Below are 23,905 nucleotides of genomic sequence, written 5' to 3'. Positions count from 1 at the left end.
CGACCTTTAATTTATCGGCATGAAAATATAGTGGATTAAATTTAAATCAGGACAAGGCGACGAAGCCGCAGACAGTACAGATAGTACGGCAAGGCGAGGCAACACCGTACTGGTTTAAAGTTAATCCACTATAAAAAAACTTGCGCCGTCATTCACGCACCGACAGGTATGATGGCAGTTGACTCAACGAATGGCCAAACCTCTAAATCTTCGCAAGTATTCTCATAAAAAGGTCGTCTGAAAAACCCGAAACCTGTTTTTCAGACGACCTTTTATTCCAACTTACAAGCGCGTAACGCTCAACACGCCTTTGACGTCGCCGAGGCTGGCGAGGACGCGCGGGAGGTCGTTGACCTGTTTGACTTCGAGCGTGAACCTCATGCTGGCTTCCAAGTCGCGGGACTGGGTTTGCACGGCGGTAACGTTGAGTTTGTGGCGGGCGAGCGCGTCGGATACGTCGCGCAAAAGTCCTGAGCGGTCTTGGGCGCGGATTTCGACATCGACGGCGAACACTTGCCCTTCCTGCAATGCCGCCCAGCTTGCGTCCAATACTTTTTCGGGTGCTTGTTCGGCAAGGTGTTGGAAAGAGGGGCAGGTTTTGCGGTGTACCGAAATGCCGCGTTCGCGGGTAACGAAGCCGACAATATCGTCGGGCGGCGCGGGTTTGCAGCATTTGGCAAGCGTGGTCATCAACCCGTCTTCACCGTCGATGAGCACACCTGTTTTGCCGCCTTTTTTGATTTTGGACTGTTTGACGATGGTGGTTTCGCTAACCGGTACGGGCGGCGGTTCATTCAGCGTGCCGCAGGCTTTCTGGATGGCGCGGTTGGAAATTTCGCCCTGTCCGACGGCGGTGTAGAGGTCGTCGAGTTTTTTGTAGCCGAGGTTTTCGGCAAGCTCTTGCAGGTTGGGCTTGGGCGTGAGTTTGGCAAGCTGTTTGTCGAGTTGGACGCGGCCTTCTTCGCGCACGGTGTCGGCGTTTTGCTGGCGGATGTAGGCGCGGATTTTGCCGATTGCCTTGCTGGATTTGACCCAGCCTTCATACAGCCAGTTGACGGAAGGATGCCCTTCTTTGGCGGTAATGATTTCGACGCGCTGTCCGTTTTCGAGCGGGGTGGACAGCGGCACGATTTGCCCTTCGACTTTCGCGCCGCGGCAACGGTCGCCGATGCTGCTGTGTAAGGCGTAGGCGAAGTCGATGGGGGTCGCGCCGGTGGGCAGGGAGAGGACTTTGCCGTGCGGGGTCAGGACGTAAATCGTGTCGTTGAAAAGCTCGGTTTTGAAGGCGGCGGCGAGGTCTTCCTTGCCGCTTTCCGCCATGTTTTCGCGCCAGTCCAAGAGTTGGCGCAACCAAGCGATTTTTTGTTCGTAGGCGGAATCGCCCTTGCCGCCCTCTTTGTAACGCCAGTGGGCGGCGACACCGAATTCGTTGAATTGGTGCATATCGAAGGTGCGGATTTGCACTTCCACGCCTTTGTCTTCCGGGCCGACGATGACGGTGTGCAAACTTTTATAGCCGTTGCCTTTGGGGTTGGCGATGTAGTCGTCGAACTCGCCCGGGATGGGCTGCCAGAGGCTGTGGACGATACCCAGCGTGGTGTAACACTCGGGAACGGTATCGACCAGAATCCGCACGGCGCGGATGTCAAAGAGGCCGTCGAAGCTGAGTTTTTTCTTCACCATTTTTTTGTAAATGGAGTAGATGTGTTTCGGGCGGCCGGCGACTTCAAAATGGACGTTGTATTTTTTAAGCTCCGCGCGCAGGATGTTGAGGAAGTTTTCGATGTATTCGAGGCGTTCGGTGCGTTTTTCGTCCAAAAGCAGCGCGATTTCGCGGTATTTTTCAGGTTCTTGATGGCGGAAGCCGAGGTCTTCGAGCTGCCATTTGAGCTGCCACACGCCTAGACGGTTGGCGAGCGGGGCGAAGATGTCGAGGGTTTCTTTGGCGACGGCGCGTTTTTCGGGGCTGTCGGGGATATTGCTGAGGAACTGCATGGTGCGGGTGCGCATGGCGAGCTTGATCAACACGACGCGGATGTCGGTAACCATCGCCAGCAGCATTTTACGCATGGTTTCGGCTTGCTGGGCGCGCTCTTCGGAAGTGGCGAGGCTGTCCACCCGGGCGAAGTGGGTGAGTTTCTGCACTTCGTCCACACCTTTGACCAGCTCGGCGACGGTGCTGTTGCAGCGTTCGGAAACCAAGAGGTTCCAATCGGGAACGTAGCGTCCGATGTCGGCAAGCAGGGTGGCGGCGACGGCATCGGAGAGCAGGTCGAGTTCGTTGACCATCTGCGCCGCGCCGAGCAAATGGTCGAGCAGCGGTTCGCCATACGGCGTGGCGGCATCGGCGGGATAGTGTTCCTTTGCCAACGACCATGCGGCGCCGATGAGGTTTTTATCGTTGTCCGGCAGCGCGGCGCAGTAACTGTCGAACCATTCGCGCAATTCTTGCGGAGTCGCGCTTTGCGTGTCTTGAATCGGGCTGGTGGCGGTCATGATGGTGTCTTTTCGTTTCGATAAAAACAGGTTTATTGTAACAGGTTGCCAAAGGGATTTGCGGGCTGTTTTGCGGGATAGAGTGGATTAACTTTAAACCGGTACGGCGTTGCCTCGCCTCAGCTCAAAGAGAACGATTCTCTAAGGTGCTGAAGCACCAAGTGAATCGGTTCCGTACTATCTGTACTGTCTGCGGCTTCGTCGCCTTGTCCTGATTTAAAGTTAATCCACTATATTGTCTGTAAGCGGGTTGTTTCAGACGACCTTAAATGATATGGTTCGTCCGTTTGATGAACTTGAAAAGGAGTATCCGATGAAGCTGTATATTTACGACCATTGCCCGTTTTGCGTGCGTGCGCGGATGGCGGCGGGACTGTTTGGCGCGGACGTTGAAGAAGTCGTGCTGGCAAACGACGACGAGGCAACGCCGATCGGCATGATCGGCGCGAAACAAGTGCCCATCCTGCAAAAAGAAGACGGTTCGTTTATGGGCGAGAGTTTGGACGTTGTCCGCTATCTCGACCGCGAGGGTCGTCTGAAAGATGAAACCCGCCCCGAAATCCAGGCATGGTTGGACAAAGTGGGCGAATACAACCTGAAACTCGTCCAGCCGCGCGTGATCAAACTCGGACTGCCCGAATTTGAAACGCCGGAAGCGGTGAAATATTTCACGGACAAAAAAGAGAAAAGCATCGGCAGCTTTGCCACCAATTTGGACAAAACCGGTCAGTATGTGGAGCGGCTGCACGAGGATTTGGCAGAACTGGAAACGCTGATGACCGAAAACGGCGCAGGTTTGAACGGCGAAATCGGCATGGAAGACATATTGGTGTTCCCGATATTGCGCAACCTGACCGTCGTGCGCGGTGTCGAGTGGCCGCAGAAGGTTATGGACTACCTGCTGCGCATGAGCGAAGCATCGGGTGTGCCGCTGTATTTCGACCGCGCCTTGTAATAACCGAATCCGTCGGATAAAACAAACGGAAAGGTCGTCTGAAAACAGTTTTCAGACGACCTTTCCGTTTGCGCCCGCCCTACCTTCTGGGAGTGAATGGAATCAGGCGGAGCAAGCATGGCGGAAATTGTTGATGTATGACCCCGAACAGATCGGGTGATACAGCAATAATTCCCGGCTGTGCTTATTGTGCGGCAGGTGCAGAAGCAGCGGCTGCGCCCTCAGCGGCGCTGCGTTGGTAGCCTTTGTCCTTCATACATGCATCGAACACGGCGCGGTCTTGGTTTGCACCGGAAGCTTGTTGACATTGAGCGATTGCCTCTTCAACGCTTACGCTAGGGGTTTTAGCTTCTTCAGTAGTTTTGCTGCTGGAGCAGGCACCCAGCATCAGGCTTGCAGCGGCAACGGCGATCAATAAAGTTTTCATGTCGTATATTCCTATTGTGATTGATGGTTTACAGCGCAAATTTGCGTCTGTCCCAAAACAGAGTCCCATCAGTACGATTTAGTTTCATTTACATATGAAAGTTTTTGATAAGTTTGAACTATGACAGTAAATGCCGTCAGGAAATGATAAGCGGTTTCAAAAATTTAAGGGACATAAACGCCGGCGGTACGGCAATGTAAAAAATTTCCTTTCCATCCCGGCGACACCGCCCAATCCCAACGTCCCGACCGCCTGCCGTTGGGCGGCGCAAGGGTTTTATGGCATAATCCCGCTTACCTTTCCATACCGCAGAGACCACATCCCCCTTCTGCGGTTTGCCGTAAACCGGCCGCACACTTTGCCGGCGGCATCCTATCAAACACACAATCAAAACATCCTCCCGTTTCAGACGACCCCATGCGGCATTCCGCATCCCGTCCGGACAGAAAGATACCGCCATGAATCCATTCGCCTCACTCGGGCTTGGCAGCGAAATCGTTTCCGCGCTGACCGAACAAGGTTACGAAAACCCGACGCCCATCCAAGCCGCCGCGATTCCCAAAGCACTCGCCGGCCACGACTTGCTCGCCGCCGCCCAAACCGGTACAGGCAAAACCGCCGCCTTTATGCTGCCCAGCCTGGAACGCCTCAAACGCTACGCCACTTCCAGTACCTCGCCCGCGATGCACCCCGTGCGTATGCTCGTATTGACCCCGACGCGCGAGCTTGCCGACCAAATCGACCAAAACGTGCAGGGTTACATCAAAAACCTGCCGCTGCGGCATACCGTCCTTTTCGGCGGCGTCAGCATGGACAAACAAACCGCCGACCTGCGCGCCGGCTGCGAAATCGTCGTCGCCACCGTCGGCAGGCTGCTTGACCACGTCAAACAGAAAAACATCAATTTAAACAAAGTCGAAATCGTCGTCCTCGACGAAGCCGACCGTATGCTCGATATGGGTTTCATCGACGACATCCGCAAAATCATGCAGATGCTGCCCAAGCCACGCCAAACCCTGCTCTTTTCCGCAACCTTCGCGCCCCCCATCCGCAAGCTCGCCAAAGATTTTATGAACGCGCCCGAAATCGTCGAAGTCGCCGCGCAAAATACCACCAGCGCCAATGTCGAGCAGCACATCATCGCCGTTGACGCGCTCAAAAAACGCAATCTTTTAGAGCGGCTGATTGTCGATTTGCAGATGAACCAAGTCATCGTGTTCTGCAAAACCAAACAAAGCGTCGATCAAGTCACCCGAGACCTCGTGCGCCGCAACCTTGCCGCCCAATCCATCCACGGCGACAAATCCCAGCAAAGCCGCCTCGAAACCCTCAACGCCTTCAAAGAAGGCAGCCTGCGCGTCCTCGTCGCCACCGACGTCGCCGCACGCGGTTTGGATATCGCCGAGCTGCCCTTCGTCATCAACTACGAACTGCCGACCCAGCCCGAAGACTACGTCCACCGCATCGGACGCACCGGCAGGGCGGGCGCGGACGGCGTCGCCATTTCCCTGATGGACAAAACCGAGCAGAAAATGTTTGAAGCCATCAAGGAGCTGACCGGCAACGACTTGGCAGTCGAACGCATCGAAGGTTTCGAGCCGAACTGGTGGGGAAGTGACGCCGACAGCGATGCCGCCGCAGACACCCAAGCCGCCCCAACCCGCAGCCGCGGCAGCGACAGAAACCGCTCCGAACGGAACAACCGCAGCGAACGCAATGAACGTAACGAGCGCGGCGACAAATCCCAAAAAGCCGACAAAACCGATCCCGGCGCCGCCTGCGGCACCATCGCCGGACGCAGCCGCCGCAGCCGCAGGGAACGCCAACCCTGCGCCCTGCTGCAACCCAATTACGGCGCAAAATAAAGCCGGTTCCCCATAAAACCCGAAAGGTCGTCTGAAAAAGATTTCAGACGACCTTTTTTGAAGCGCCTGCCTATTCCCGTACCAAATGCGAAAGCGGCAGGGAGGTAGTGGTTTTGATTTCTTTCAATACGAAGCTTGATTGCGCGTCCTGTACGCCGTGGTGGGAAAGGAGTGTATCCAAGACGAAATGGGAAAAAGCATTCATATCGGTGAAAAATGCGTGGAGCAGGTAGTCGGTTTCACCGGTAAGGGCGAAGCAGCTCAATACTTCCGGCCATCCTTGTACCGATTGCGCGAAATCTTCGCGTGCGTCTTTTGCTTTGCTGATGGAAACGCGGATAAACGCCTGCAAGCCCAAATCGACGGCTGCGGGAGAGAGTAGGGCGGCATAGCGGCGGATGATGCCTGCGTCTTCCAGTTGTTTGAGGCGGCGTAAGCAGGGCGAGGGGGAGAGGGAGATGCGTTCCGCCAGCTCAACATTGGTCAAACGTCCGTTTTCCTGTAAAACCTGTAAAATTTTCAAATCGGTTTTATCCAAAGTAATCTGCTGGGTCATTTGCGTTCTTTCTCCGAACCCTTTTGCCGGGTCAGTTGGTTAAGTTGGTGGCATTATATCCTAAATAAGTTGTTTTTAACATATTATCCTCTAATGACGGGTGGTTTGTCGGTATAATCTGTGTTAAATGATTTGTAATTTTGGAGATTTTTACAACGGTTTTATTTCAAAGGGACGGCTTGCCCAAACTGCCTTTTCAAGCCATAATCGCGCCATGTGCAGGAGAGAGCTACATCAGGTTACATGTAGCCGCCGAAGGCGCAGATGCCCTTAAATCGCTCAGGCAACAGGGACTGCACATTGAAATAAAACATCTGGAGAGCGGTGCGATCGCACCCACCGAAGGGGAGAAGGCCGTCTGAACCACCATTCAGACAACCGCGCAAGCAGTGAGCAGACTGGTTTGCCATCAAGCGGGTATGCCGAAAATCTCAGGTTCAAGGACAGATAGGGTCTTCCGCGCTGCTTATGTGCGGACGGCATCTGAACAATAAATCCGGAGAAGCTGAGAATGACTGCCCTGAAAACCACCCCGTTTCACCAAGCCCATCAAGATGCAGGCGCGAAGCTGGTCGATTTTGCCGGCTGGGAGCTGCCCATCCATTATGGTTCGCAAATCGCCGAACACGAAGCTGTGCGCACTGACGCAGGCATATTCGACGTATCCCATATGCTCGTTACCGACGTCGCCGGAGCGAACGCCAAAGCCTTTTTCCGCAAACTGATTGCCAACGACGTTGCCAAACTCGCCTTCGTCGGCAAAGCCCTTTATTCCGCGCTGCTCAACGACAATGGTGGTGTGATTGACGACTTGATCGTTTACCGCACCAACGAAGCCGAAACCCAATACCGCATCGTATCCAACGGCGCGACCCGCGAGAAAGACACCGCCCAGTTCCACAAAGTCGGACAAGAATTCGGCGTCGCCTTCAACCCTCGTTACGACCTCGGTATGCTTGCCGTGCAAGGTCCTAAAGCCATCGAAAAACTCCTGACCATCAAACCCGAATGGGCGGAAGTCGTCCACAACCTCAAACCGTTCCAAGGCGCGGATTTGGGCAACGACTGGTTTGTCGCCCGCACCGGCTACACCGGCGAAGACGGCGTCGAAGTCATCCTGCCCGGCACCGAAGCCGTCGCGTTCTTCAAAGCCCTGCAACAAGCCGGCGTACAGCCCTGCGGCCTCGGCGCGCGCGACACCCTGCGCATGGAAGCCGGCATGAACCTCTACGGCAACGATATGGACGACGACACCAGCCCGCTCGAAGCTGGCATGGGCTGGACCGTTGATTTGAAAGACGAAAACCGCGATTTCGTCGGCAAAGCCGCTTTGTTGGCATTGAAAGAAAAAGGCGTTGCCGTCAAACAAGTCGGTTTGCTGCTCGACAAAGGCGGCATCCTGCGCGCGCATATGGAAGTGTTGACTGACAAAGGCAAAGGCGAAACCACCAGCGGCGTATTCTCGCCCAGCCTGAAACAATCCATCGCCATCGCCCGCGTACCGAAAGATTTTGACGGCGATACCGCAAAAGTGCTGATACGCGGCAAAGAGGTGGACGTGCGCGTATTGAAGCTGCCGTTTGTGCGCAACGGACAGAAACAGTTTGATTGATGCGGTTTCAGACGAGCTTTGTTAAAGTAAAGGTCGTCTGAAAACAAACGTAAAACAGCCTGTCGATCATATCCGAAGGCTTCATTCTTTAAGCCAAAAACCAATGGAGAATCAAACCATGAGCAACAACATCCCAGCCGAACTGAAATACGTTGCCAGCCACGAATGGCTGCGCCTTGAAGAAGACGGTACCATCACCGTCGGCATTACCCACCACGCGCAAGAGTTGTTGGGCGACATCGTGTTCGTCGAGCTGCCCGAAGTCGGCGCGAACCTTGCTGCTGAAGAACAAGCCGGTGTGGTTGAGTCTGTGAAAGCCGCGTCCGACGTGTACGCGCCGATTGAGGGCGAAGTCGTCGCCGTCAACGAAGATTTGCCCAGTGCGCCGGAAACTGCCAACAGCGACCCATACGGCGCAGGCTGGTTCTTCAAAATCAAACCTGCCAACCCTGCCGACTACGACGGCCTGCTGACCGCCGAACAATACGCGGGCGAAGTGGATTGATTTTAAAATGGCGCGGCAGGCATATTGCTGCGCTCCGATTTTGAAAGGTCGTCTGAAACCCCGTTTTAGGTTTTCAGACGACCTTTGTTTCGCTTGATCGATAAAACATGAATTACTGCGAATTTATTGCCGCCTTCCCAAGCGATACGGACAATCCGAACAAACATTACCACGATAAGCAATACGGTTTTCCGATTTCAGACGACAATGAGTTGTTCGGACGGCTGGTGTTGGAAATCAATCAGGCGGGTTTGAGCTGGACATTGATGCTGAAGAAGCAGCAGGCGTTTCGGGCTGCATTTAAAAATTTCGACATCGACGCTGTCGCCGCATTCGACGAAGCCGACATCGAACGCCTGCTTGCCGACGCAGGCATCGTCCGCAACCGCTTGAAAATCAATGCTGCGATTTATAACGCACGGCAAATCAAAAAGATACAGCAGGAATACGGCTCATTCAAAAACTGGCTGGATGCACACCATCCGCTCGACAAAGACGGGTGGGTGAAGCTCTTTAAAAAGCATTTCAAATTTGTCGGCGGCGAAATCGTCGGCGAATTTTTAATGAGTACCGGCTACCTGCCCGGCGCGCATATTGAAAGCTGTCCGGTTTATCAAGAAGTTTTAGAATGCCGCCCGAAATGGGCAGAGGTCGTCTGAAAACGGGTTTTTAATATCACTTACCGTATTTATTTTTAAATAAATGTTTTCAGACGACCTCCCGAATCCAAACGTCGTCTGAAACATCAAAACACCTGCCTTCGCGGCAGATTCCTACAACAAAAAAGGAGTAGAAATGAAACTATCCGAACTGTTCAACCCCAACGAATTTGCCGCGCGTCATTTGAGTTTCGGCGACGAGGCTGCGCTTTTGGAAGCGCTCGGCGAAAAGAGTATGGACGAATTTGTCGGCAACACCGTGCCGCAAAGCATCCGTATGCCGTCCGAACTCGACCTGCCCGAAGCCCTGACCGAGGCGGATGCTTTGGCGAAGCTGAAAGGCATTGCGTCGAAAAACGTGATCAACAAATCCTATATCGGCTTGGGCTATTACCCGACCCGCGTGCCGAACGTGATTTTGCGCAACGTATTGGAAAATCCGGGCTGGTACACCGCCTACACGCCGTATCAGGCGGAAATCGCGCAGGGGCGTTTGGAAGCGTTGCTGAACTTCCAGCAGGTGTGTATCGATTTGACCGGTTTCCCCGTGGCGGGCGCGTCTTTGCTGGACGAAGCGACCGCCGCCGCCGAAGCGATGGCGATGGCGCACCGCGTGGGCAAGGTGAAATCCGAGCGTTTCTTTGTGGACGAGCGCGTCTATCCGCAGACTTTGGACGTGATGAAAACCCGCGCCAAATATTTCGGCTTCGAGCTGGTGGTTGGCGATTTTGCCAAAGCGGATGAAGGCGAATACTTCGGCGCGCTGTTCCAATACGTCGGCAAAGACGGCGACGTGCAAGACTTGCAAAGCGTCGTAGGTCGTCTGAAAACCAAAGGCACGATTGTTGCCGTTGCCGCCGACATCATGAGCTTGGTCTTGCTGAAATCGCCTGCCGAATTGGGCGCGGACATCGCGTTGGGCAACACGCAACGCTTCGGCGTACCGATGGGCTTCGGCGGGCCGCACGCCGCTTATTTCGCGTTTAAAGACGAGTTCAAACGCTCCGCCCCGGGCCGCATCATCGGCGTATCCAAAGACGCATCGGGCAAACCCGCGCTGCGCATGGCGTTGTCCACCCGCGAGCAACATATCCGCCGCGAAAAAGCCACGTCCAATATTTGTACCGCGCAAGCATTGCTGGCGAACTTGGCGGGCATGTACGCCGTTTATCACGGCCCCGAAGGCGTGAAACGCATCGCCAACCGCATTCACGCGCTGGCTTCCGCCTTTGCCGACGCGCTGGTTTCAGACGGCCTGAAAGTGGTTCACGAAGTCTTCTTCGATACCGTTACCGTTGATTTCGGCAGCAAAGACAAAGCGGACAAAGCGTTCCAAACCGCTTTGGAACTGGGCTACAACCTGCGCCGCGTCAGCGACACCCAAATCGCCGCCGCCTTCCACGAAACATCCGTGCGCGAAGACCTTGCCGTGTTGTACTATGCCTTCACCGGCAACAACACTTTCACGCTTTCAGACGACGTCAAAGGTCGTCTGAAAACCGAATTCCTGCGCCAAGACAATATCTTGCAACATCCCGTGTTCAACCGTTACCACACCGAACACGAAATGCTGCGCTACCTGAAGAAACTCGAAGACCGCGATTTGGCGATGAACCGCAGCATGATTTCGCTGGGCAGCTGCACCATGAAGCTCAATGCCACCGCCGAAATGCTGCCGATTACCTGGACGGAGTTCACCGACATCCACCCCTACGCCCCCGAAGCGCAAACCGCAGGCTACCGCGAACTTCTGACCGACATGGAAAACAGTCTGAAAGCCATCACCGGTTTTGACGCGATTTCCTTCCAGCCCAATTCCGGCGCGCAGGGCGAATACAGCGGTATGCTGTCCATCCGCCGCTATCAGGAAGCCCAAGGCGAAGCACACCGCAACATCTGCCTGATTCCCAAGTCCGCCCACGGCACCAACCCCGCCACCGCCGCCATGCTCGGTTTGAAAGTCGTCGTCGTCGATACCGACGAACACGGCAACGTCAATATCGACGACTTGAAAGCCAAAGCCGAACAACACCGCGACGCCTTGTCCGCCATCATGATTACCTACCCGTCCACCCACGGCGTGTACGAAGAAGGCATCCGCGACATCTGCCGCATCATCCATGAAAACGGCGGACAGGTTTACATGGACGGCGCCAACCTCAACGCCCAAATCGGCATCATGCAGCCTGCCGAAGTCGGCGCGGACGTGTTGCACATGAACCTGCACAAAACCTTCTGCATCCCCCACGGCGGCGGCGGCCCGGGCGTCGGCCCTATCGGTTTGAAAGCCCACCTCGCTCCGTTTGCACCGGGACACGCTTTGACCGACACCCACAGCGCCAGTGCCGACCAAACCGCCGTTGCCGCAGCCGCCTTCGGTTCTGCGTCCATCTTGCCGATTACTTGGATGTACCTGACCATGATGGGCAAACAAGGCATGGAGCAGGCAACACGCTGGGCATTGCTCAACGCCAATTACGTCGCCAAACGCCTGAGCGAAGACTATCCGATTCTGTATACAGGCAAAAACGGCCGCGTCGCTCACGAATGTATCGTCGACTTGCGTCCGCTCAAAGCCGAAAGCGGCATCACTGAAACCGACATCGCCAAACGCCTGATGGACTACGGCTTCCACGCCCCGACCGTTTCCTTCCCCGTTGCCGGCACACTGATGATCGAGCCGACCGAAAGCGAGAGCAAAGCCGAACTCGACCGCTTCATCGCCGCCCTGAAACAAATCAAACAGGAAGTGCTGAAAGTCGAACGCGGCGAATGGCCGAAAGACGACAACCCGCTGGTCAACGCCCCGCACACCGCCGCCGACGTAACCGGCGAATGGGCGCATCCGTACTCCCGCGAAGAAGCCGTCTTCCCGTTGCCTTTCGTGCGCGAAAACAAATTCTGGCCGAGCGTCAACCGCGTGGACGACGTGTACGGCGACCGGAATCTGGTCTGCTCCTGCCCGCCGATGGAAGCGTATGAAGATTAAGGTTTGACATGAAGAAAGGTCGTCTGAAAATTTCAGACGACCTTTGTTTTGATAAACAATAAAATATTTCGTAAAAAAAATTGTTTACGATTTTACTTTATTGTTTAAATTATTAGGTTTTGATTATCTTCTTTTGCCAAAAATCAAAGACAACACAGCTAAAACCAAGAAACAGATAAACAGGATTTTAGCGATACCTGCCGCGCTGCCTGCAATGCCGCCAAAACCAAGGAAGGCTGCAATGATGGCAATGACGAAGAAGACTACTGCATAATGTAGCATAATTATTCCTTTCGGATTTTCAATGATAAAACGGTCAAGGGAGAAATCCCCGACCGTTTTTTAGTGTTAGTGGGGTTTGATATTAATTTTCGTTCAGCCAGTCATCAACTTCTTTTTCGGCTTCTTCTTTGGAACGGCCGTAACGTTCTTGGATTTTACCTGCCAATTGGTCACGTTTGCCTTCGATAATATCCAAATCATCGTTGGTCAATTCGCCCCATTTTTCTTTGGCTTTACCTTTGAGCTGTGCCCATTTGCCTTTGATAATATCTTCATTCATGGCTATACCATCCTATGTTATTGATTAATAGAATACTCACGGATGTAACCGCTTACACAAAACATTAACTGAGAATTTGTTTGTTGGCAAGTATGGCGCAAGTTATGGAAATGTTGAATTGCAATAAATGATTCAACCAATTTATCTGACAATCAATGAGTTGTACTTATTTGTTAAGTTTTGAAAAATGCCTGCATTTTATTAATTAGTTGCTACTAGGCCAAATTGTACTTTTAAATCAACATGAAGAAATTAAGAATATATTAATATTCAGAGTTATTTTACAACCGTTTATTCAATATTAAAGCCGTTCATTTATAGATTATTGAGAAGGGATTGGAGTCGGAAAAGGCAAAAGGTCGTCTGAAAATTTTCAGACGACCTCATGATTATTTGATGACCCGCGCCAGCAAGGCTTTTTCTTTGCCCTGCATATTCGGGATTTTGACTTGGATGCCGTTGCCCGGGGCGACTTCGACGGCTGCGCCTTTGCGGGTCATTTGTTCCAGCGTGACGGTTTGGTTGCCTTCGGGGTGGATGATTTCCAAGGTGTCGCCGACGGCGAAGCGGTTTTTGACTTCCACCGTTGCCCAGCCTTCGGCGTCGATTTCGGTAACGTGTCCGACGTATTGGCTTTGTTTGGCGGTGGAATGGCCGCTGAGGTAGTTTTGATAGTCTTGGGTTTGGTGGCGTTCGAGGAAGCCGCTGGTGTAGCCGCGGTTGGCGAGGCCTTCAAGTTCGCTCAGCAAACCGTAGTCGAACGGACGGCCTGCAACGGCGTCGTCAATCGCTTTGCGGTAGGACTGGGCGACGCGGGCGACGTAGTAGAGCGACTTGGTGCGGCCTTCGACTTTGAGGCTGTCCACGCCGATTTTGGCGAGTTTTTCGACGACTTCGATACCGCGCAGGTCTTTGGAATTCATGATGTAGGTGCCGTGTTCGTCTTCCATAATCGGCATCATTTCGCCTGGGCGGTTGGACTCTTCAATCAGGAAGACTTTGTCGGCGTAGGGGTGGCGTTTCTGACCGTTGATGCCTTCGAAGTTTTGGTTGGCTTCTTCTTGGGCTTTTTCAAAGTTGAAACCTTGCAGAAGCTGGGCGTCGCCCGCATCGCTTTCAGTGGCGTTGTGGACTTTGTAATCCCAGCGGCAGGAATTGGTGCAGGTGCCTTGGTTGGGGTCGCGGTGGTTGAAATAGCCCGACAATAGGCAACGGCCTGAGTAGGCGATGCACAATGCGCCGTGGATGAAGACTTCGAGTTCGATGTCGGGGCATTCTTGGCGGATTTCGGCGATTTCTTCCATGCTCAATTCGCGCGACAGGATGATGCGCTCGACGCCGATGTTCTGCCAGAATTTCACGCCCCAGTAGTTGGTGGTGTTGGCCTGTACGGACAGGTGGATCGGCATTTCGGGCCATTTTTCGCGCACGGTCATAATCAAACCCGGGTCCGCCATAATCAGCGCGTCGGGTTTCATGGCAATCAGCGGTTCCATGTCGGCGACGAAGGTTTTGAGCTTGGAATTGTGCGGCAGGGTGTTGACGGTCAAAAAGAATTTTTTGTTGCGCTCGTGCGCTTCTTTAATGCCTTGCTCGAGGACGTCGAGTTTGGCGAATTCGTTGTTGCGGGCGCGCAGGGAGTAACGCGGGCTGCCGGCATAAACGGCGTCTGCGCCGTAGTCGTAGGCGGCGCGCATACGTTCGAGGCCGCCGGCGGGAAGGAGGAGTTCGGGTGCTTTCATGTTTGTGCTTTATAAAAGGTTTCAGACGACCTTTTGAATCACGGGGAAAGGTCGTCTGAAAAGGTGTTTTAAGGATGGGCGGATTATCCGCTTTTTTATTGGGACGGTCAATTTTACGGCAGCATATTGGGATTGTTTGGCGTTGTTTTTTCAGAAGAAAACGGATTTAAGAGTGGCAATGGGCGGATAGGCGCGACGGGCGGGGAAATGTAAAAAAACGGACGGCAACCCGATTAATTTAACAAAAAGGCATTCAAAGAATGTATTTTCTTGTAAAATATCGAGTTTCATTTTTCCAATGTTCGGGAATCGGGCGGCTGCCGCAAACCGTTTCCCGGAGTTTTAGACAGGCGGACGAGTATGGATTTTCGGTTTGACATTATTTACGAATACCGCTGGATGTTTTTCTACGGCGCGCTGACTACGCTGGGCTTGACCGTAGTGGCGACGGCAGGCGGCTCCGTATTGGGTCTGCTGCTCGCGCTGGCGCGCTTGATTCATCTGGAAAAGGCGGGTGCGCCCATGCGTGCGCTGGCTTGGGTTTTGCGTAAGGTTTCGCTGCTGTATGTAACGCTGTTCCGTGGTACGCCGCTGTTTGTGCAGATTGTGATTTGGTCTTACGTCTGGTTCCCGTTTTTCGTCCATCCTACCGACGGTTTGCTGATCAACGGCGACGAGGCGGTGGAAATCCGACGCTCTTACGGCGCGCTGATTGCCGGTTCGCTTGCCTTGATTGCCAACTCCGGCGCGTATATCTGCGAGATTTTCCGCGCGGGCATCCAGTCCATCGACCGCGGTCAGATGGAAGCGGCGCGTTCGCTGGGTCTGACTTATCCGCAGGCTATGCGCTATGTGATTCTCCCGCAGGCGTTGCGCCGTATGCTGCCGCCGCTTGCCAGCGAATTTATTACGCTTTTGAAAGACAGCTCGTTGTTGTCCGTTATCGCCGTGGCGGAGCTGGCTTATGTGCAAAGTACGATTAGCGGCCGCTATTCCGTTTATGAAGAACCGCTCTATACCGTCGCGCTTATTTATCTCTTGATGACGACTTTCTTGGGCTGGGTGTTCCTGCGCTTGGAAAACCGCTACAACCCGCAGCATCGTTGATTTCCGAATAAGCCGATTGTTTTCGGCTGGGGCAATGTCAAAAGGTCGTCTGAAAACCGATTTGGGTTTTCAGACCACCGTTTGGGTTTTGGGATTTACAGACCGAATAGGGCGATTTCGCCTTTGCCTTGTTGGAAATCTCATTCAACTTGAACAACTGACGCAAACCGGAATGCTGCCTTCGGGCGGCGGTTCGGCAAGGTCGGCGAACTCTGCCTGTTCGTCAAAGGGACGGGCGAGGCAGCGGCGCAGGCGTTCGATTTCGCGGTAGTCGCCGTTTCGGGCTTGGGCGATGGCCTGTTCGGCAAGGTAGTTGCGCAGGATGTAGAGCGGGTTGGTCAGGTTCATGCGTATTGCGCGTTCGGCGGGATTGCTGTTTTCGGCGCGCAGGCGTTGGCGGTAGCGTCCGAGCCAGCGGATGAAGGCGGGCGGAACGCCGTTTTTGAAGGTTTGTTCGAGTTTGGACGGGAGGGGTTCGCCGTGTGTATTGCTGACTCCGGACAGGTTTCTGAAAAACAGGGTGAAGTCGGTTTTTTGATCTTGCAAGGCGGTGAAGAGGTCGGCGATAAGGCTTTCGTCGTCTCTTTTGTCTGCTTGCTGCAAACCGAGTTTGCGGCGCATTTTCTCTAAATAGGTCGTCTGAAAAATTTCTGTCCAGCCGTCGATGAGTTTCTCGAGGGTGTCGTGTGGGACGAGGGCGTCGAAGCAGGAGGCGAGGGCAGCGAAATTCCAATGGGCGACGAAGGGCTGGGCATTGTAGGCGTAGCGGCCTTGGGTGTCGGAGTGGTTGCAGACGTGGCGGCGGTCGTAATCGTCGAGGAAGCCGAAAGGGCCGTAGTCTATGGTGAGTCCCAGTGCAGACATGTTGTCGGTATTCATTACGCCGTGGCAGAAGCCGACGCTTTGCCATGCGGCGACGGTATAGGCGGTGCGGTTTCGGATTTGTTCCAACAAGGCGGCGTAGGGATTGTCGGCATCTCGGCAGTCGGGGTAGTAATGCCGGATAAGGTAGTCGGCAAGTTGTTGAATTTCGGCTTCGCGGCCGGTGTAATAGAAGTATTCGAAATGGCCGAAACGCAGAAAGCTCGGGGCGATGCGGATCAGGACGGCGGCGGTTTCGACGGTTTCCCGATAAACGGGGTCGTCGCTGCCGCACAGGGCGAGGGCGCGGGTTGTGGGGATGCCGAGACCGTTTATGGCTTCGGAACAGAGATATTCACGGATGGAGGAGCGCAAGACGGCGCGCCCGTCGGCAAAGCGGGAGTAGGGCGTTTTACCTGCGCCTTTGAGCTGCCACTCTTGGCGTTGTCCCGCGGCATCGACGGAATCGCCAATCAGGAGCGCGCGCCCGTCGCCAAGGCGCGGGGTATAGACGCCGAACTGATGGCCGCTGTAAACGCCGGCAATGGGCGCGGGCGCGTATTGCGGCGCGTTGCCGCTGAGGTAGTCAAGGTTGGCGGTCGTCTGAAAATCTGTATCCAGATTCAACTCTGCCGCCAAATCGGTGTTGAAGGCAACCCAGTAGGGCGCGGTCAGCGGCTCAGGGGAAACGCGGGAATAGAAAAACGGCGAGAGTTCGGCGAACTGTTGGGTAAGCAGGGGGAGTGTGTGCATGGGATTCCTGACAGGGGCGGGCGGGTTTGTATAACGCGCGGGTATGTTTATTGTGTTTTAGAGTTGGATGCTGTGTGTTTGATTTTCAAGCATTTTTAAAACAATGCCTGCTGCCGTTGTTTCAAATAATCTGCCAGCGGTTTGGGCAAACCGTAATCCGCCAAATTTTCGGGTTTCACCCAGAAGCGGTTATCTTTTGATGCGTTTTCAGAATGGGGTAGCGTGTCGGGCGAACTGATTTGCGCTTCAAACGGCGTAATCATCAATAAACGATGCGTCAGGCGGTGGGTGAGGGCGGGTTGTTCTTCGAGGTCGTCCCACGGGGAGGCTGCGCACTCTGAAAAAATGCCAAGCTTCTCGGCGCAATCGTATGTTTCGTTCAGGGTTTCAAAACACAGCACGCAATACAGCCCGCCCCAAATGCCTTTGGCAGGACGTTTTTCCAGCAAGATTGCGCCGTCTTGGTTGCGGACAATCAGCCAGTAAAGCGGTAGGGTTTGCACTTCGGGGGCGGTTTTTTTGCGCGGCAGCTCGGCGATGCGGTTTTGCTTTTTCGCTTCGCAGATGTCCGCCATCGGGCATTGATGGCACAAGGGTTTTGTCCGTTTGCACACGGTTGCGCCCAAGTCCATCAAGCCTTGCGTGTAGGCGGGCATATCGGCGTTTTCAGACGGCAGCAGGCTTTCGGCAAGCGTCCAGAGCGAGTTTTCGAATTTTTTGTCCTGCGGATTGCCGTCGCGGGCGAACACGCGGCAGAGCACGCGTTTGACGTTGCCGTCCAAAATGGTTTCGCGGCACTTGAAGGCAAAGGCGCAAATGGCGGCAGCGGTGCTTCTACCTACGCCGCAGAGGGTTTCCAAGTCTTTGCGCTCTGACGGAAACGTGCCGCCGAATTGTTCGACGACTTGTTGCGCGGCTTTGTGCAGATTGCGCGCGCGGCTGTAATAGCCCAAGCCCGCCCACAGCGACAATACTTCGTCTTGCGGCGCAGAGGCAAGCGCTTGTACGGTCGGGAATTTTTCCAAGAAACGCGGATAGTAGTCCAACACGGTGGCAACCTGCGTCTGCTGGAGCATGATTTCGGAAAGCCAGACGCAATAAGGGTTTTGCACTTGCCAAGGCAGGTGGTGCCTGCCGTGTTGTTTTTGCCAGCAGATGAGTCGTTCGGAGAAGGGGCTGGGTGTGTTCATTAATATCAATCGGGAGTTTTATTTATATTTAAAACAGTATGTTATGGTATAACATTGTGAAAATAATTCTTATTGACATACAGTTTGTAGGGGTATATAACTCATATAAAGAGACTTTATTGCAATATTGAAATTATTTATCAACAAGCAAGGAGTATCAGCATGAAAGCAATGGTTTATCACGGCGCAAACGACATCCGTTTTGAAGAAAAACCCCGTCCGCAGATTATCGATCCGACCGATGCGGTGGTGAAAATCGTCAAAACCACGATTTGCGGTACCGACTTGGGTATTTGGAAAGGCAAAAACCCCGAAGTTGCCGACGGCCGTATTCTCGGCCATGAAGGCATCGGTATTGTAGAAGAAGTCGGCGAGGCTGTAAAAAACATCAAAGTCGGCGATAAAGTCATTATTTCATGCGTCAGCAAATGCTGCACTTGCGACAACTGCAAAATCCAACTCTATTCACACTGCCGTAACGGCGGCTGGATTTTGGGCTACATGATCGACGGCACGCAAGCCGAATACGTCCGCACGCCTTATGCCGACAACAGCCTTGTTCCGCTGCCCGACAACGTCAATGAAGAAGTCGCGCTGCTGTTGAGCGACGCCTTGCCGACCGCCCACGAAATCGGCGTGCAATACGGCGATGTCAAACCCGGCGACACCGTATTCATCGCAGGCGCAGGCCCTGTCGGCATGTCCGCCCTGCTGACCGCCCAACTGTACAGCCCCGCCGCCATCATCGTTTGCGATATGGACGAAAACCGTTTGAAACTGGCGAAAGAATTGGGCGCAACCCATACCGTCAGCCCTGCTTCAGGCGACGTCTCCAAACAAGTCTTTGCCATCGTCGGTGAAGACGGCGTGGACTGCGCCATTGAAGCCGTCGGCATCCCCGCCACATGGAATATGTGCCAAGACATCGTCAAACCGGGCGGTCATATCGCCGTCGTCGGCGTACACGGTCAATCCGTTGATTTCAAACTTGAAAAACTCTGGATTAAAAACCTCGCCATCACAACCGGCCTGGTAAACGCCAACACCACCGAAATGCTGATGAAGGCAATTTCCAGCAGCTCCGTTGATTACACCAAAATGCTGACCCACCGTTTCAAATTCAGCGAATTGGAAAAAGCCTACGATGTGTTCAAACACGCCGCCGAAAACCAAGCCATGAAAGTGGTTTTGGAAGCGGATTGATTTGAAACAGATTATTGAGTTTTAGAAAGAAAAAGGTCGTCTGAAAACAGGTTTTCAGACGACCTTTTTCTTTATGGGGCTGATTGAATTGGAATGGCGTTATAGTGGATTAAATTTAAATCAGGACAAGGCGGCGAAGCCGCAGACAGTACAAATAGTACGGCAAGGCGAGGCAACGCCGTACTGGTTTAAATTTAATCCACTATATCGTTTTGAATGTATGCAAGCGGGTAGTGTGGCTTTATAGTATTTGTAAAGAATTTGTCAAGAAATACACGGTAATATCGTAATGAATGACGATTGTTTGAGTTAAATCTAGCCCGCACGTTATCGGATTGTGTTAACCTTACGCTAAGCTTGATAATAGTTAACATTTTGGCGTTTTAGTTTCCCCGTTTATTAATTATTGCAAGCCAGGGTTCCGCACCATCATCGCTTCATTTTTTCCTCCACAAATGCTTCGGGATGCAGTTTATCCCCCCGCAACAATAAGAACCCGAACATTCTCCCTCTTGTATTTTAAGGATTAAACAATGAAATCGCTCAAAACGTTCCTCATTTGGGGCATTGTGGTTTTGGTCGGCGTAGCGTCCTTTACCACTCTGGCTCTCAGTCGGGGCGAGCAGGTCAGTGCGGTATGGATGGTCACCGCCGCCGTATCGGTGTACTGCATCGCCTACCGTTTTTACAGTCTCTACATCGCCAAATATGTGATGCAGCTTGATCCGAACCGCCTCACGCCCGCCGAGCGGCACAATGACGGTTTGGACTATGTACCGACACACAAAGGCGTATTGTTCGGACACCACTTTGCCGCAATTGCGGGCGCAGGTCCGTTGGTCGGTCCCGTACTGGCTGCGCAAATGGGTTATCTGCCGGGTACGCTGTGGATTATCTTCGGCGTAGTGTTCGCCGGCGCGGTACAAGACATGATGGTCTTGTTCGTCTCCATGCGCCGCGACGGTAAATCTTTGGGCGATATCGTAAAACAAGAACTCGGCACTGTACCCGGCGTGATCGCGTCCATCGGTATTTTGATGATTATGGTCATCATCATGGCGGTGTTGGCGCTGATTGTGGTGAAAGCACTGGTTCACAGCCCTTGGGGTACGTTCACGATTGCCGCCACCATGCCTATCGCGCTGTTTATGGGTATTTACACCCGTTATATCCGTCCGGGCAAAATCGGCGAGATTTCCATCGTTGGCTTTATCCTGCTGATGTTGGCGGTCATTTACGGCGACAATGTGGCGCATAGCTCCATCGGTCACTGGTTTGACCTTGACGGCCTCCAGCTCACTTGGGCGATTATGATTTACGGCTTCGTAGCATCAGTATTGCCGGTATGGCTGCTGCTGACTCCGCGCGACTATCTCTCTACCTTCCTGAAAATCGGTACGATTGTCGCACTCGCCATCGGCATCCTCATCGTCAGCCCTGCGCTGCAAATGCCTGCCGTAACGCACTTTATCGACGGTTCCGGCCCGGTATTCTCAGGCGCATTGTTCCCATTCCTCTTCATTACCATCGCTTGTGGTGCGGTTTCAGGCTTCCACGCGCTGATTTCTTCCGGTACCACGCCGAAAATGCTGGAAAACGAAACCCACGTCCGCATGATCGGTTACGGCGGTATGTTGATGGAAAGTTTCGTGGCGATTATGGCGCTTGCCGCTGCCGCATCGCTTGATCCCGGCGTGTACTTCGCTATGAACAGCCCTGCCGCTCTGATCGGTACAGATGCCAATACTGCCGCCGAAGTGATTACCACCAAGCTGCAATTCCCTGTCGATGCCGCAACCCTGTTGCACACCGCTAAGGAAGTGGGCGAAAACACCATCCTTTCCCGTGCGGGCGGTGCGCCTACCCTCGCAGTCGGTATGGCACACATCATGAGCCGTCTGATTCCGGGCGAAGCCATGATGGCATTCTGGTATCACTTTGCCCTGTTGTTTGAAGCCTTGTTCATCCTGACCGCCGTCGATGCCGGTACCCGCGTCGCACGTTTCATGATTCAAGACTTGGGCAGTATTTTCTACAAACCTTTCGGCAACACCGACTCCATCCCTGCCAACCTGATTGCGACCTTCTTCGCCGTGGCATTGTGGGGCTACTTCCTCTACACCGGCGTGACCGATCCGTTGGGCGGCATCAACTCGCTCTGGCCTTTGTTCGGCATCGCCAACCAAATGCTGGCAGGTGTAGCCTTGATTATGTGTGCCGTTGTGTTGATTAAGATGAAACGCGACCGCTATGTCTGGGTGGCACTCGTTCCTGCCGTCGGCGTACTATTTGTAACCTGCTACGCTGGTCTGCAAAAACTGTTCCACAGCGACCCGCGCGTCAGCTTCCTTGCCCATGCCGGCAAATACAGCGAAGCATTGGCTAAAAACGAAGTCCTCGCGCCCGCTAAAGACATCGGCGAAATGTCGCAAATCATCTTCAACGACCAGATTAATGCCGGTCTGACCGCATTGTTCCTCTCCGTCGTCGTCGTCGTTGCCATCTACGGCGTGCGTACCGCTATGAAAGCACGCAAAGTCGGCTGGTCAACCGCTAAAGAAATTCCGGCGGTGTACCGCGACGGCAAACAACCGGAGGCACAAAGTGAAGCGTAAACTCGCCGCTTGGTGGAAAACCGCCAAACTTACCGCCAACCTCATGGCAGGCGTGCCCGATTATGAAAACTACGTTGCACAACAACGCAAACATAATCCCAACGCCCCCGTCATGACCGAGCTGCAATTTCAAGACTACTGCCGCAAACGCCGCTGCGGTGCAAACGGCGGAAGATGTTGCTAATCGCTTGAATGGTTGAAAAAAGGTCGTCTGAAAGTTTTCAGACGACCTTTTTATATTAATGCTGCTTGAAAAAGAACGGGCTAGTATTCGCCCAATAGCTGCTCGCGGGTCAGCAAGAATACGAATCCGTCGCCGCCGCTGGTTTCCAACCAAGTGAACGGCAGCTCGGGATAGGCGGCTTCCAATACGTCGCGGTTGTGTCCGATTTCGACCAACAGTAAGCCTTTAGGGTTCAGGTATTTGGCGGCGTGCAGCAGGATTTGGCGGGTGGCGTCCAAACCGTCTTCGCCGCTGCCCAAGGCGAGTTCGGGTTCGTGCAGGTATTCGTCGGGTAACATATCGACCGATTCGGCATCGACATAAGGCGGGTTGGAAACAATTAAGTCGTACGCGCCTTCCAATCCTTCGAACAAATCGGTATGAATCAGGTTGATGCGCTCTTCCAAACCATAATCTTCAACGTTGATGGCGGCCACTTCCAGTGCATCCAAACTCAAATCAACGGCGTCGATTTCAGCAGCAGGGTAGTGGTGCGCCATTTGGACGGCGAGGCAGCCGCTGCCGGTACACAAGTCCAATGCGCGGTGAACCAATTCGGGGTGTTCTATCCAAGGGGTAAGGCTGTCGCCGAGCAGTTCGTAAATAAACGAGCGCGGTACGATGACGCGTTCGTCAACATAAAAATCGAAATCGCCCTGCCATGCCTGATGGGTGAGGTAGGCTGCGGGGATGTGTTCGACTGCGCGGCGTTCCAGCACTGCCAATACTTCTTCTTTCTCGCTTTGCAGCAGCTTGGCGTCGAGGTAAGGTTCCAGCGTGTCCAGCGGCAGGTTGAGGGTGTGTAGGATGAGGTAGGCCGCTTCGTCGTGTGCGTTGTCCGAGCCGTGCCCGAAAAACAAACCGGCATCGTTGAAACGGCTGACGGCGAAACGCAGGATGTCGCGGACGGTGGTCAATTCTTGGGCTGCTTGAGTAAACATATTCATCAAAGTCCTTAATGGTCGGAACACCGTCTTTCAGGCGGCGGAATCGGGAAGTCATTTATTGCAAAGCGGAACGATTATAACAGAGGTCGTCTGAAAGCATGGTTTCAGACGACCTCTTGATTACGGGAGCGGTTATTTTTTGCCTTTTGCCGCTTTCACATCTTTTTCGGTGATGGTGCCGCCGCCGTTATCAAATGCATTCATAATGTAGGTCGAAACTGCTGCTACGTCCGCTTCGTTGATGGCTGTTGCAGGCATGAAGCCGTTGTAGGGTTTGCCGTTAACCTTGATCGGACCGTTGATGCCTTTGAGCATGCTGTTCAACAGTACCTGCGGTTTTTTCATGATGTAGTCGGAACGGAACAGGGGAGGGAACATTGCGCCTCTGCCTTCGCCTTTTTTACCGTGGCAGGCGGCGCAGTTGGTTTCGTAAATTTTCTGCCCTTGCGCCATCTGTGCGGCATCGGCGGCGAAGGTTGAGGCGGAAAAGCAGGAGAGTGCGGCAAGTGTCAGGATGTGGATGGTTTTCATGGTTTGTCCTTGCAGATGGTCGGAATGTTTTTGTTTTAAAGGAATAGGGCAATCATACAATAAAGGTCGTCTGAAAACCTATCCTGCCTAAGCTTTTCAGACGACCT

The 23,905-nt window shown here is 53.6% G+C and carries 20 protein-coding genes, 2 pseudogenes and 1 riboswitch; of the genes and pseudogenes, 12 read left to right on the top strand and 10 right to left on the bottom strand.

Annotated elements, in window-relative coordinates:
* Positions 1-11 precede the first annotated feature (11 nt).
* Positions 12-131, top strand: a pseudogene (locus RSJ68_07385) (IS5/IS1182 family transposase).
* Between the two features lie 151 nt (positions 132-282).
* Here RSJ68_07385 and RSJ68_07380 read toward each other — a convergent pair.
* Complete coding sequence (locus RSJ68_07380; protein ID WNU96280.1) at positions 283-2,496, bottom strand: bifunctional (p)ppGpp synthetase/guanosine-3',5'-bis(diphosphate) 3'-pyrophosphohydrolase; 2,214 nt, start codon at positions 2,494-2,496, stop codon at positions 283-285.
* A 313-nt stretch (positions 2,497-2,809) separates the two neighbouring features.
* Between RSJ68_07380 and RSJ68_07375 the strand changes: the two genes are divergently transcribed.
* Positions 2,810-3,451, top strand: coding sequence for a GrxB family glutaredoxin (locus tag RSJ68_07375; protein ID WNU96279.1), 642 nt, complete (start codon positions 2,810-2,812; stop codon positions 3,449-3,451).
* A 184-nt stretch (positions 3,452-3,635) separates the two neighbouring features.
* Here the strand turns inward: RSJ68_07375 and RSJ68_07370 are convergent, their stop codons facing one another.
* Complete coding sequence (locus RSJ68_07370; GenBank protein WNU96278.1) at positions 3,636-3,878, bottom strand: hypothetical protein; 243 nt, start codon at positions 3,876-3,878, stop codon at positions 3,636-3,638.
* Positions 3,879-4,336: 458 nt separating this feature from the next.
* Between RSJ68_07370 and RSJ68_07365 the strand changes: the two genes are divergently transcribed.
* Positions 4,337-5,743, top strand: a complete 1,407-nt coding sequence (locus tag RSJ68_07365) for a DEAD/DEAH box helicase (GenBank protein ID WNU96277.1) — start codon at positions 4,337-4,339, stop codon at positions 5,741-5,743.
* 70 nt (positions 5,744-5,813) lie between these two features.
* Here the strand turns inward: RSJ68_07365 and RSJ68_07360 are convergent, their stop codons facing one another.
* On the bottom strand, positions 5,814-6,299 hold the full coding sequence (locus RSJ68_07360; GenBank protein WNU96276.1) for an Lrp/AsnC family transcriptional regulator: 486 nt from the start codon (positions 6,297-6,299) through the stop codon (positions 5,814-5,816).
* Between the two features lie 209 nt (positions 6,300-6,508).
* Positions 6,509-6,605: riboswitch (glycine riboswitch) on the top strand.
* Between the two features lie 205 nt (positions 6,606-6,810).
* Between RSJ68_07360 and gcvT the strand changes: the two genes are divergently transcribed.
* The 4 genes from gcvT to gcvP all read left to right on the top strand — a co-directional run bounded on the left by gcvT (position 6,811) and on the right by gcvP (position 12,064).
* Positions 6,811-7,911, top strand: a complete 1,101-nt coding sequence (gcvT, locus tag RSJ68_07355; protein WNU96275.1) for a glycine cleavage system aminomethyltransferase GcvT — start codon at positions 6,811-6,813, stop codon at positions 7,909-7,911.
* A 118-nt stretch (positions 7,912-8,029) separates the two neighbouring features.
* Positions 8,030-8,416, top strand: a complete 387-nt coding sequence (gene gcvH / locus RSJ68_07350; protein ID WNU96274.1) for a glycine cleavage system protein GcvH — start codon at positions 8,030-8,032, stop codon at positions 8,414-8,416.
* Between the two features lie 107 nt (positions 8,417-8,523).
* Positions 8,524-9,075 carry a DNA-3-methyladenine glycosylase I gene (locus RSJ68_07345; GenBank protein WNU96273.1) on the top strand — a complete coding sequence of 184 codons (552 nt, stop codon included), beginning with the start codon at positions 8,524-8,526 and terminating at the stop codon, positions 9,073-9,075.
* Positions 9,076-9,211: 136 nt separating this feature from the next.
* Complete coding sequence (gcvP, locus tag RSJ68_07340) at positions 9,212-12,064, top strand: aminomethyl-transferring glycine dehydrogenase (protein ID WNU96272.1); 2,853 nt, start codon at positions 9,212-9,214, stop codon at positions 12,062-12,064.
* A gap of 123 nt (positions 12,065-12,187) precedes the next feature.
* Here gcvP and RSJ68_07335 read toward each other — a convergent pair whose 3' ends face one another.
* The 3 genes from RSJ68_07335 to yegQ all read right to left on the bottom strand — a co-directional run bounded on the left by RSJ68_07335 (position 12,188) and on the right by yegQ (position 14,368).
* Positions 12,188-12,346 (bottom strand): DUF1328 domain-containing protein, encoded by a 159-nt coding sequence (locus tag RSJ68_07335; GenBank protein WNU96271.1) that lies wholly within the window; start codon positions 12,344-12,346, stop codon positions 12,188-12,190.
* 82 nt (positions 12,347-12,428) lie between these two features.
* Positions 12,429-12,626: a CsbD family protein gene (locus RSJ68_07330; protein WNU96270.1), complete on the bottom strand. Its 198-nt coding sequence runs from the start codon at positions 12,624-12,626 to the stop codon at positions 12,429-12,431.
* 389 nt (positions 12,627-13,015) lie between these two features.
* Complete coding sequence (yegQ, locus tag RSJ68_07325; protein WNU96269.1) at positions 13,016-14,368, bottom strand: tRNA 5-hydroxyuridine modification protein YegQ; 1,353 nt, start codon at positions 14,366-14,368, stop codon at positions 13,016-13,018.
* Between the two features lie 360 nt (positions 14,369-14,728).
* Here yegQ and RSJ68_07320 point away from each other — a divergent pair, with 360 nt between their 5' ends.
* The gene (locus RSJ68_07320) at positions 14,729-15,475 is read left to right on the top strand and encodes an amino acid ABC transporter permease (GenBank protein WNU96268.1); all 747 of its coding nucleotides are present in this window, start codon (positions 14,729-14,731) and stop codon (positions 15,473-15,475) included.
* A 144-nt stretch (positions 15,476-15,619) separates the two neighbouring features.
* Here RSJ68_07320 and RSJ68_07315 read toward each other — a convergent pair whose 3' ends face one another.
* Positions 15,620-17,089 carry a YdiU family protein gene (locus RSJ68_07315; protein ID WNU96267.1) on the bottom strand — a complete coding sequence of 490 codons (1,470 nt, stop codon included), beginning with the start codon at positions 17,087-17,089 and terminating at the stop codon, positions 15,620-15,622.
* A gap of 95 nt (positions 17,090-17,184) precedes the next feature.
* Positions 17,185-18,279, bottom strand: coding sequence for an A/G-specific adenine glycosylase (gene mutY / locus RSJ68_07310; protein WNU96266.1), 1,095 nt, complete (start codon positions 18,277-18,279; stop codon positions 17,185-17,187).
* A 162-nt stretch (positions 18,280-18,441) separates the two neighbouring features.
* On the opposite strand from mutY, the gene RSJ68_07305 reads away from it, so the two are divergent.
* The 4 genes and pseudogenes from RSJ68_07305 to RSJ68_07290 all read left to right on the top strand — a co-directional run bounded on the left by RSJ68_07305 (position 18,442) and on the right by RSJ68_07290 (position 22,281).
* Positions 18,442-19,482 (top strand): zinc-dependent alcohol dehydrogenase family protein, encoded by a 1,041-nt coding sequence (locus RSJ68_07305; GenBank protein WNU96265.1) that lies wholly within the window; start codon positions 18,442-18,444, stop codon positions 19,480-19,482.
* A 91-nt stretch (positions 19,483-19,573) separates the two neighbouring features.
* Positions 19,574-19,690 (top strand): annotated as a pseudogene (locus RSJ68_07300) (IS5/IS1182 family transposase).
* Positions 19,691-20,015: 325 nt separating this feature from the next.
* Positions 20,016-22,097, top strand: coding sequence for a carbon starvation CstA family protein (locus tag RSJ68_07295; GenBank protein WNU96264.1), 2,082 nt, complete (start codon positions 20,016-20,018; stop codon positions 22,095-22,097).
* A complete protein-coding gene (locus tag RSJ68_07290; GenBank protein WNU96263.1) occupies positions 22,087-22,281 on the top strand; it encodes a YbdD/YjiX family protein in 195 nt (64 codons plus the stop codon). Before RSJ68_07295 ends, RSJ68_07290 begins: the two co-directional genes overlap by 11 nt.
* Positions 22,282-22,361: 80 nt before the next feature.
* Here RSJ68_07290 and prmB read toward each other — a convergent pair whose 3' ends face one another.
* The gene (prmB, locus tag RSJ68_07285) at positions 22,362-23,261 is read right to left on the bottom strand and encodes a 50S ribosomal protein L3 N(5)-glutamine methyltransferase (protein ID WNU98373.1); all 900 of its coding nucleotides are present in this window, start codon (positions 23,259-23,261) and stop codon (positions 22,362-22,364) included.
* Between the two features lie 138 nt (positions 23,262-23,399).
* Positions 23,400-23,798, bottom strand: coding sequence for a cytochrome c (locus RSJ68_07280; protein WNU96262.1), 399 nt, complete (start codon positions 23,796-23,798; stop codon positions 23,400-23,402).
* Between the last annotated feature and the right edge of the window lie 107 nt (positions 23,799-23,905).

Source organism: Neisseria sp. DTU_2020_1000833_1_SI_GRL_NUU_006 (genome assembly GCA_032388755.1).
GTDB lineage: Bacteria > Pseudomonadota > Gammaproteobacteria > Burkholderiales > Neisseriaceae > Neisseria > Neisseria sicca_C.
This window is presented reverse-complemented; position numbering and strand designations above follow the sequence as displayed.

Bases quoted from the DNA above. Each gene is read 5' to 3' on its own strand.
- RSJ68_07380 (WNU96280.1), bottom strand. From the start codon at position 2,496: ATGACCGCCACCAGCCCGATTCAAGACACGCAAAGCGCGACTCCGCAA.
- RSJ68_07375 (WNU96279.1), top strand. From the start codon at position 2,810: ATGAAGCTGTATATTTACGACCATTGCCCGTTTTGCGTGCGTGCGCGG.
- RSJ68_07370 (WNU96278.1), bottom strand. From the start codon at position 3,878: ATGAAAACTTTATTGATCGCCGTTGCCGCTGCAAGCCTGATGCTGGGT.
- RSJ68_07365 (WNU96277.1), top strand. From the start codon at position 4,337: ATGAATCCATTCGCCTCACTCGGGCTTGGCAGCGAAATCGTTTCCGCG.
- RSJ68_07360 (WNU96276.1), bottom strand. From the start codon at position 6,299: ATGACCCAGCAGATTACTTTGGATAAAACCGATTTGAAAATTTTACAG.
- gcvT (WNU96275.1), top strand. From the start codon at position 6,811: ATGACTGCCCTGAAAACCACCCCGTTTCACCAAGCCCATCAAGATGCA.
- gcvH (WNU96274.1), top strand. From the start codon at position 8,030: ATGAGCAACAACATCCCAGCCGAACTGAAATACGTTGCCAGCCACGAA.
- RSJ68_07345 (WNU96273.1), top strand. From the start codon at position 8,524: ATGAATTACTGCGAATTTATTGCCGCCTTCCCAAGCGATACGGACAAT.
- gcvP (WNU96272.1), top strand. From the start codon at position 9,212: ATGAAACTATCCGAACTGTTCAACCCCAACGAATTTGCCGCGCGTCAT.
- RSJ68_07335 (WNU96271.1), bottom strand. From the start codon at position 12,346: ATGCTACATTATGCAGTAGTCTTCTTCGTCATTGCCATCATTGCAGCC.
- RSJ68_07330 (WNU96270.1), bottom strand. From the start codon at position 12,626: ATGAATGAAGATATTATCAAAGGCAAATGGGCACAGCTCAAAGGTAAA.
- yegQ (WNU96269.1), bottom strand. From the start codon at position 14,368: ATGAAAGCACCCGAACTCCTCCTTCCCGCCGGCGGCCTCGAACGTATG.
- RSJ68_07320 (WNU96268.1), top strand. From the start codon at position 14,729: ATGGATTTTCGGTTTGACATTATTTACGAATACCGCTGGATGTTTTTC.
- RSJ68_07315 (WNU96267.1), bottom strand. From the start codon at position 17,089: ATGCACACACTCCCCCTGCTTACCCAACAGTTCGCCGAACTCTCGCCG.
- mutY (WNU96266.1), bottom strand. From the start codon at position 18,279: ATGAACACACCCAGCCCCTTCTCCGAACGACTCATCTGCTGGCAAAAA.
- RSJ68_07305 (WNU96265.1), top strand. From the start codon at position 18,442: ATGAAAGCAATGGTTTATCACGGCGCAAACGACATCCGTTTTGAAGAA.
- RSJ68_07295 (WNU96264.1), top strand. From the start codon at position 20,016: ATGAAATCGCTCAAAACGTTCCTCATTTGGGGCATTGTGGTTTTGGTC.
- prmB (WNU98373.1), bottom strand. From the start codon at position 23,261: ATGTTTACTCAAGCAGCCCAAGAATTGACCACCGTCCGCGACATCCTG.
- RSJ68_07280 (WNU96262.1), bottom strand. From the start codon at position 23,798: ATGAAAACCATCCACATCCTGACACTTGCCGCACTCTCCTGCTTTTCC.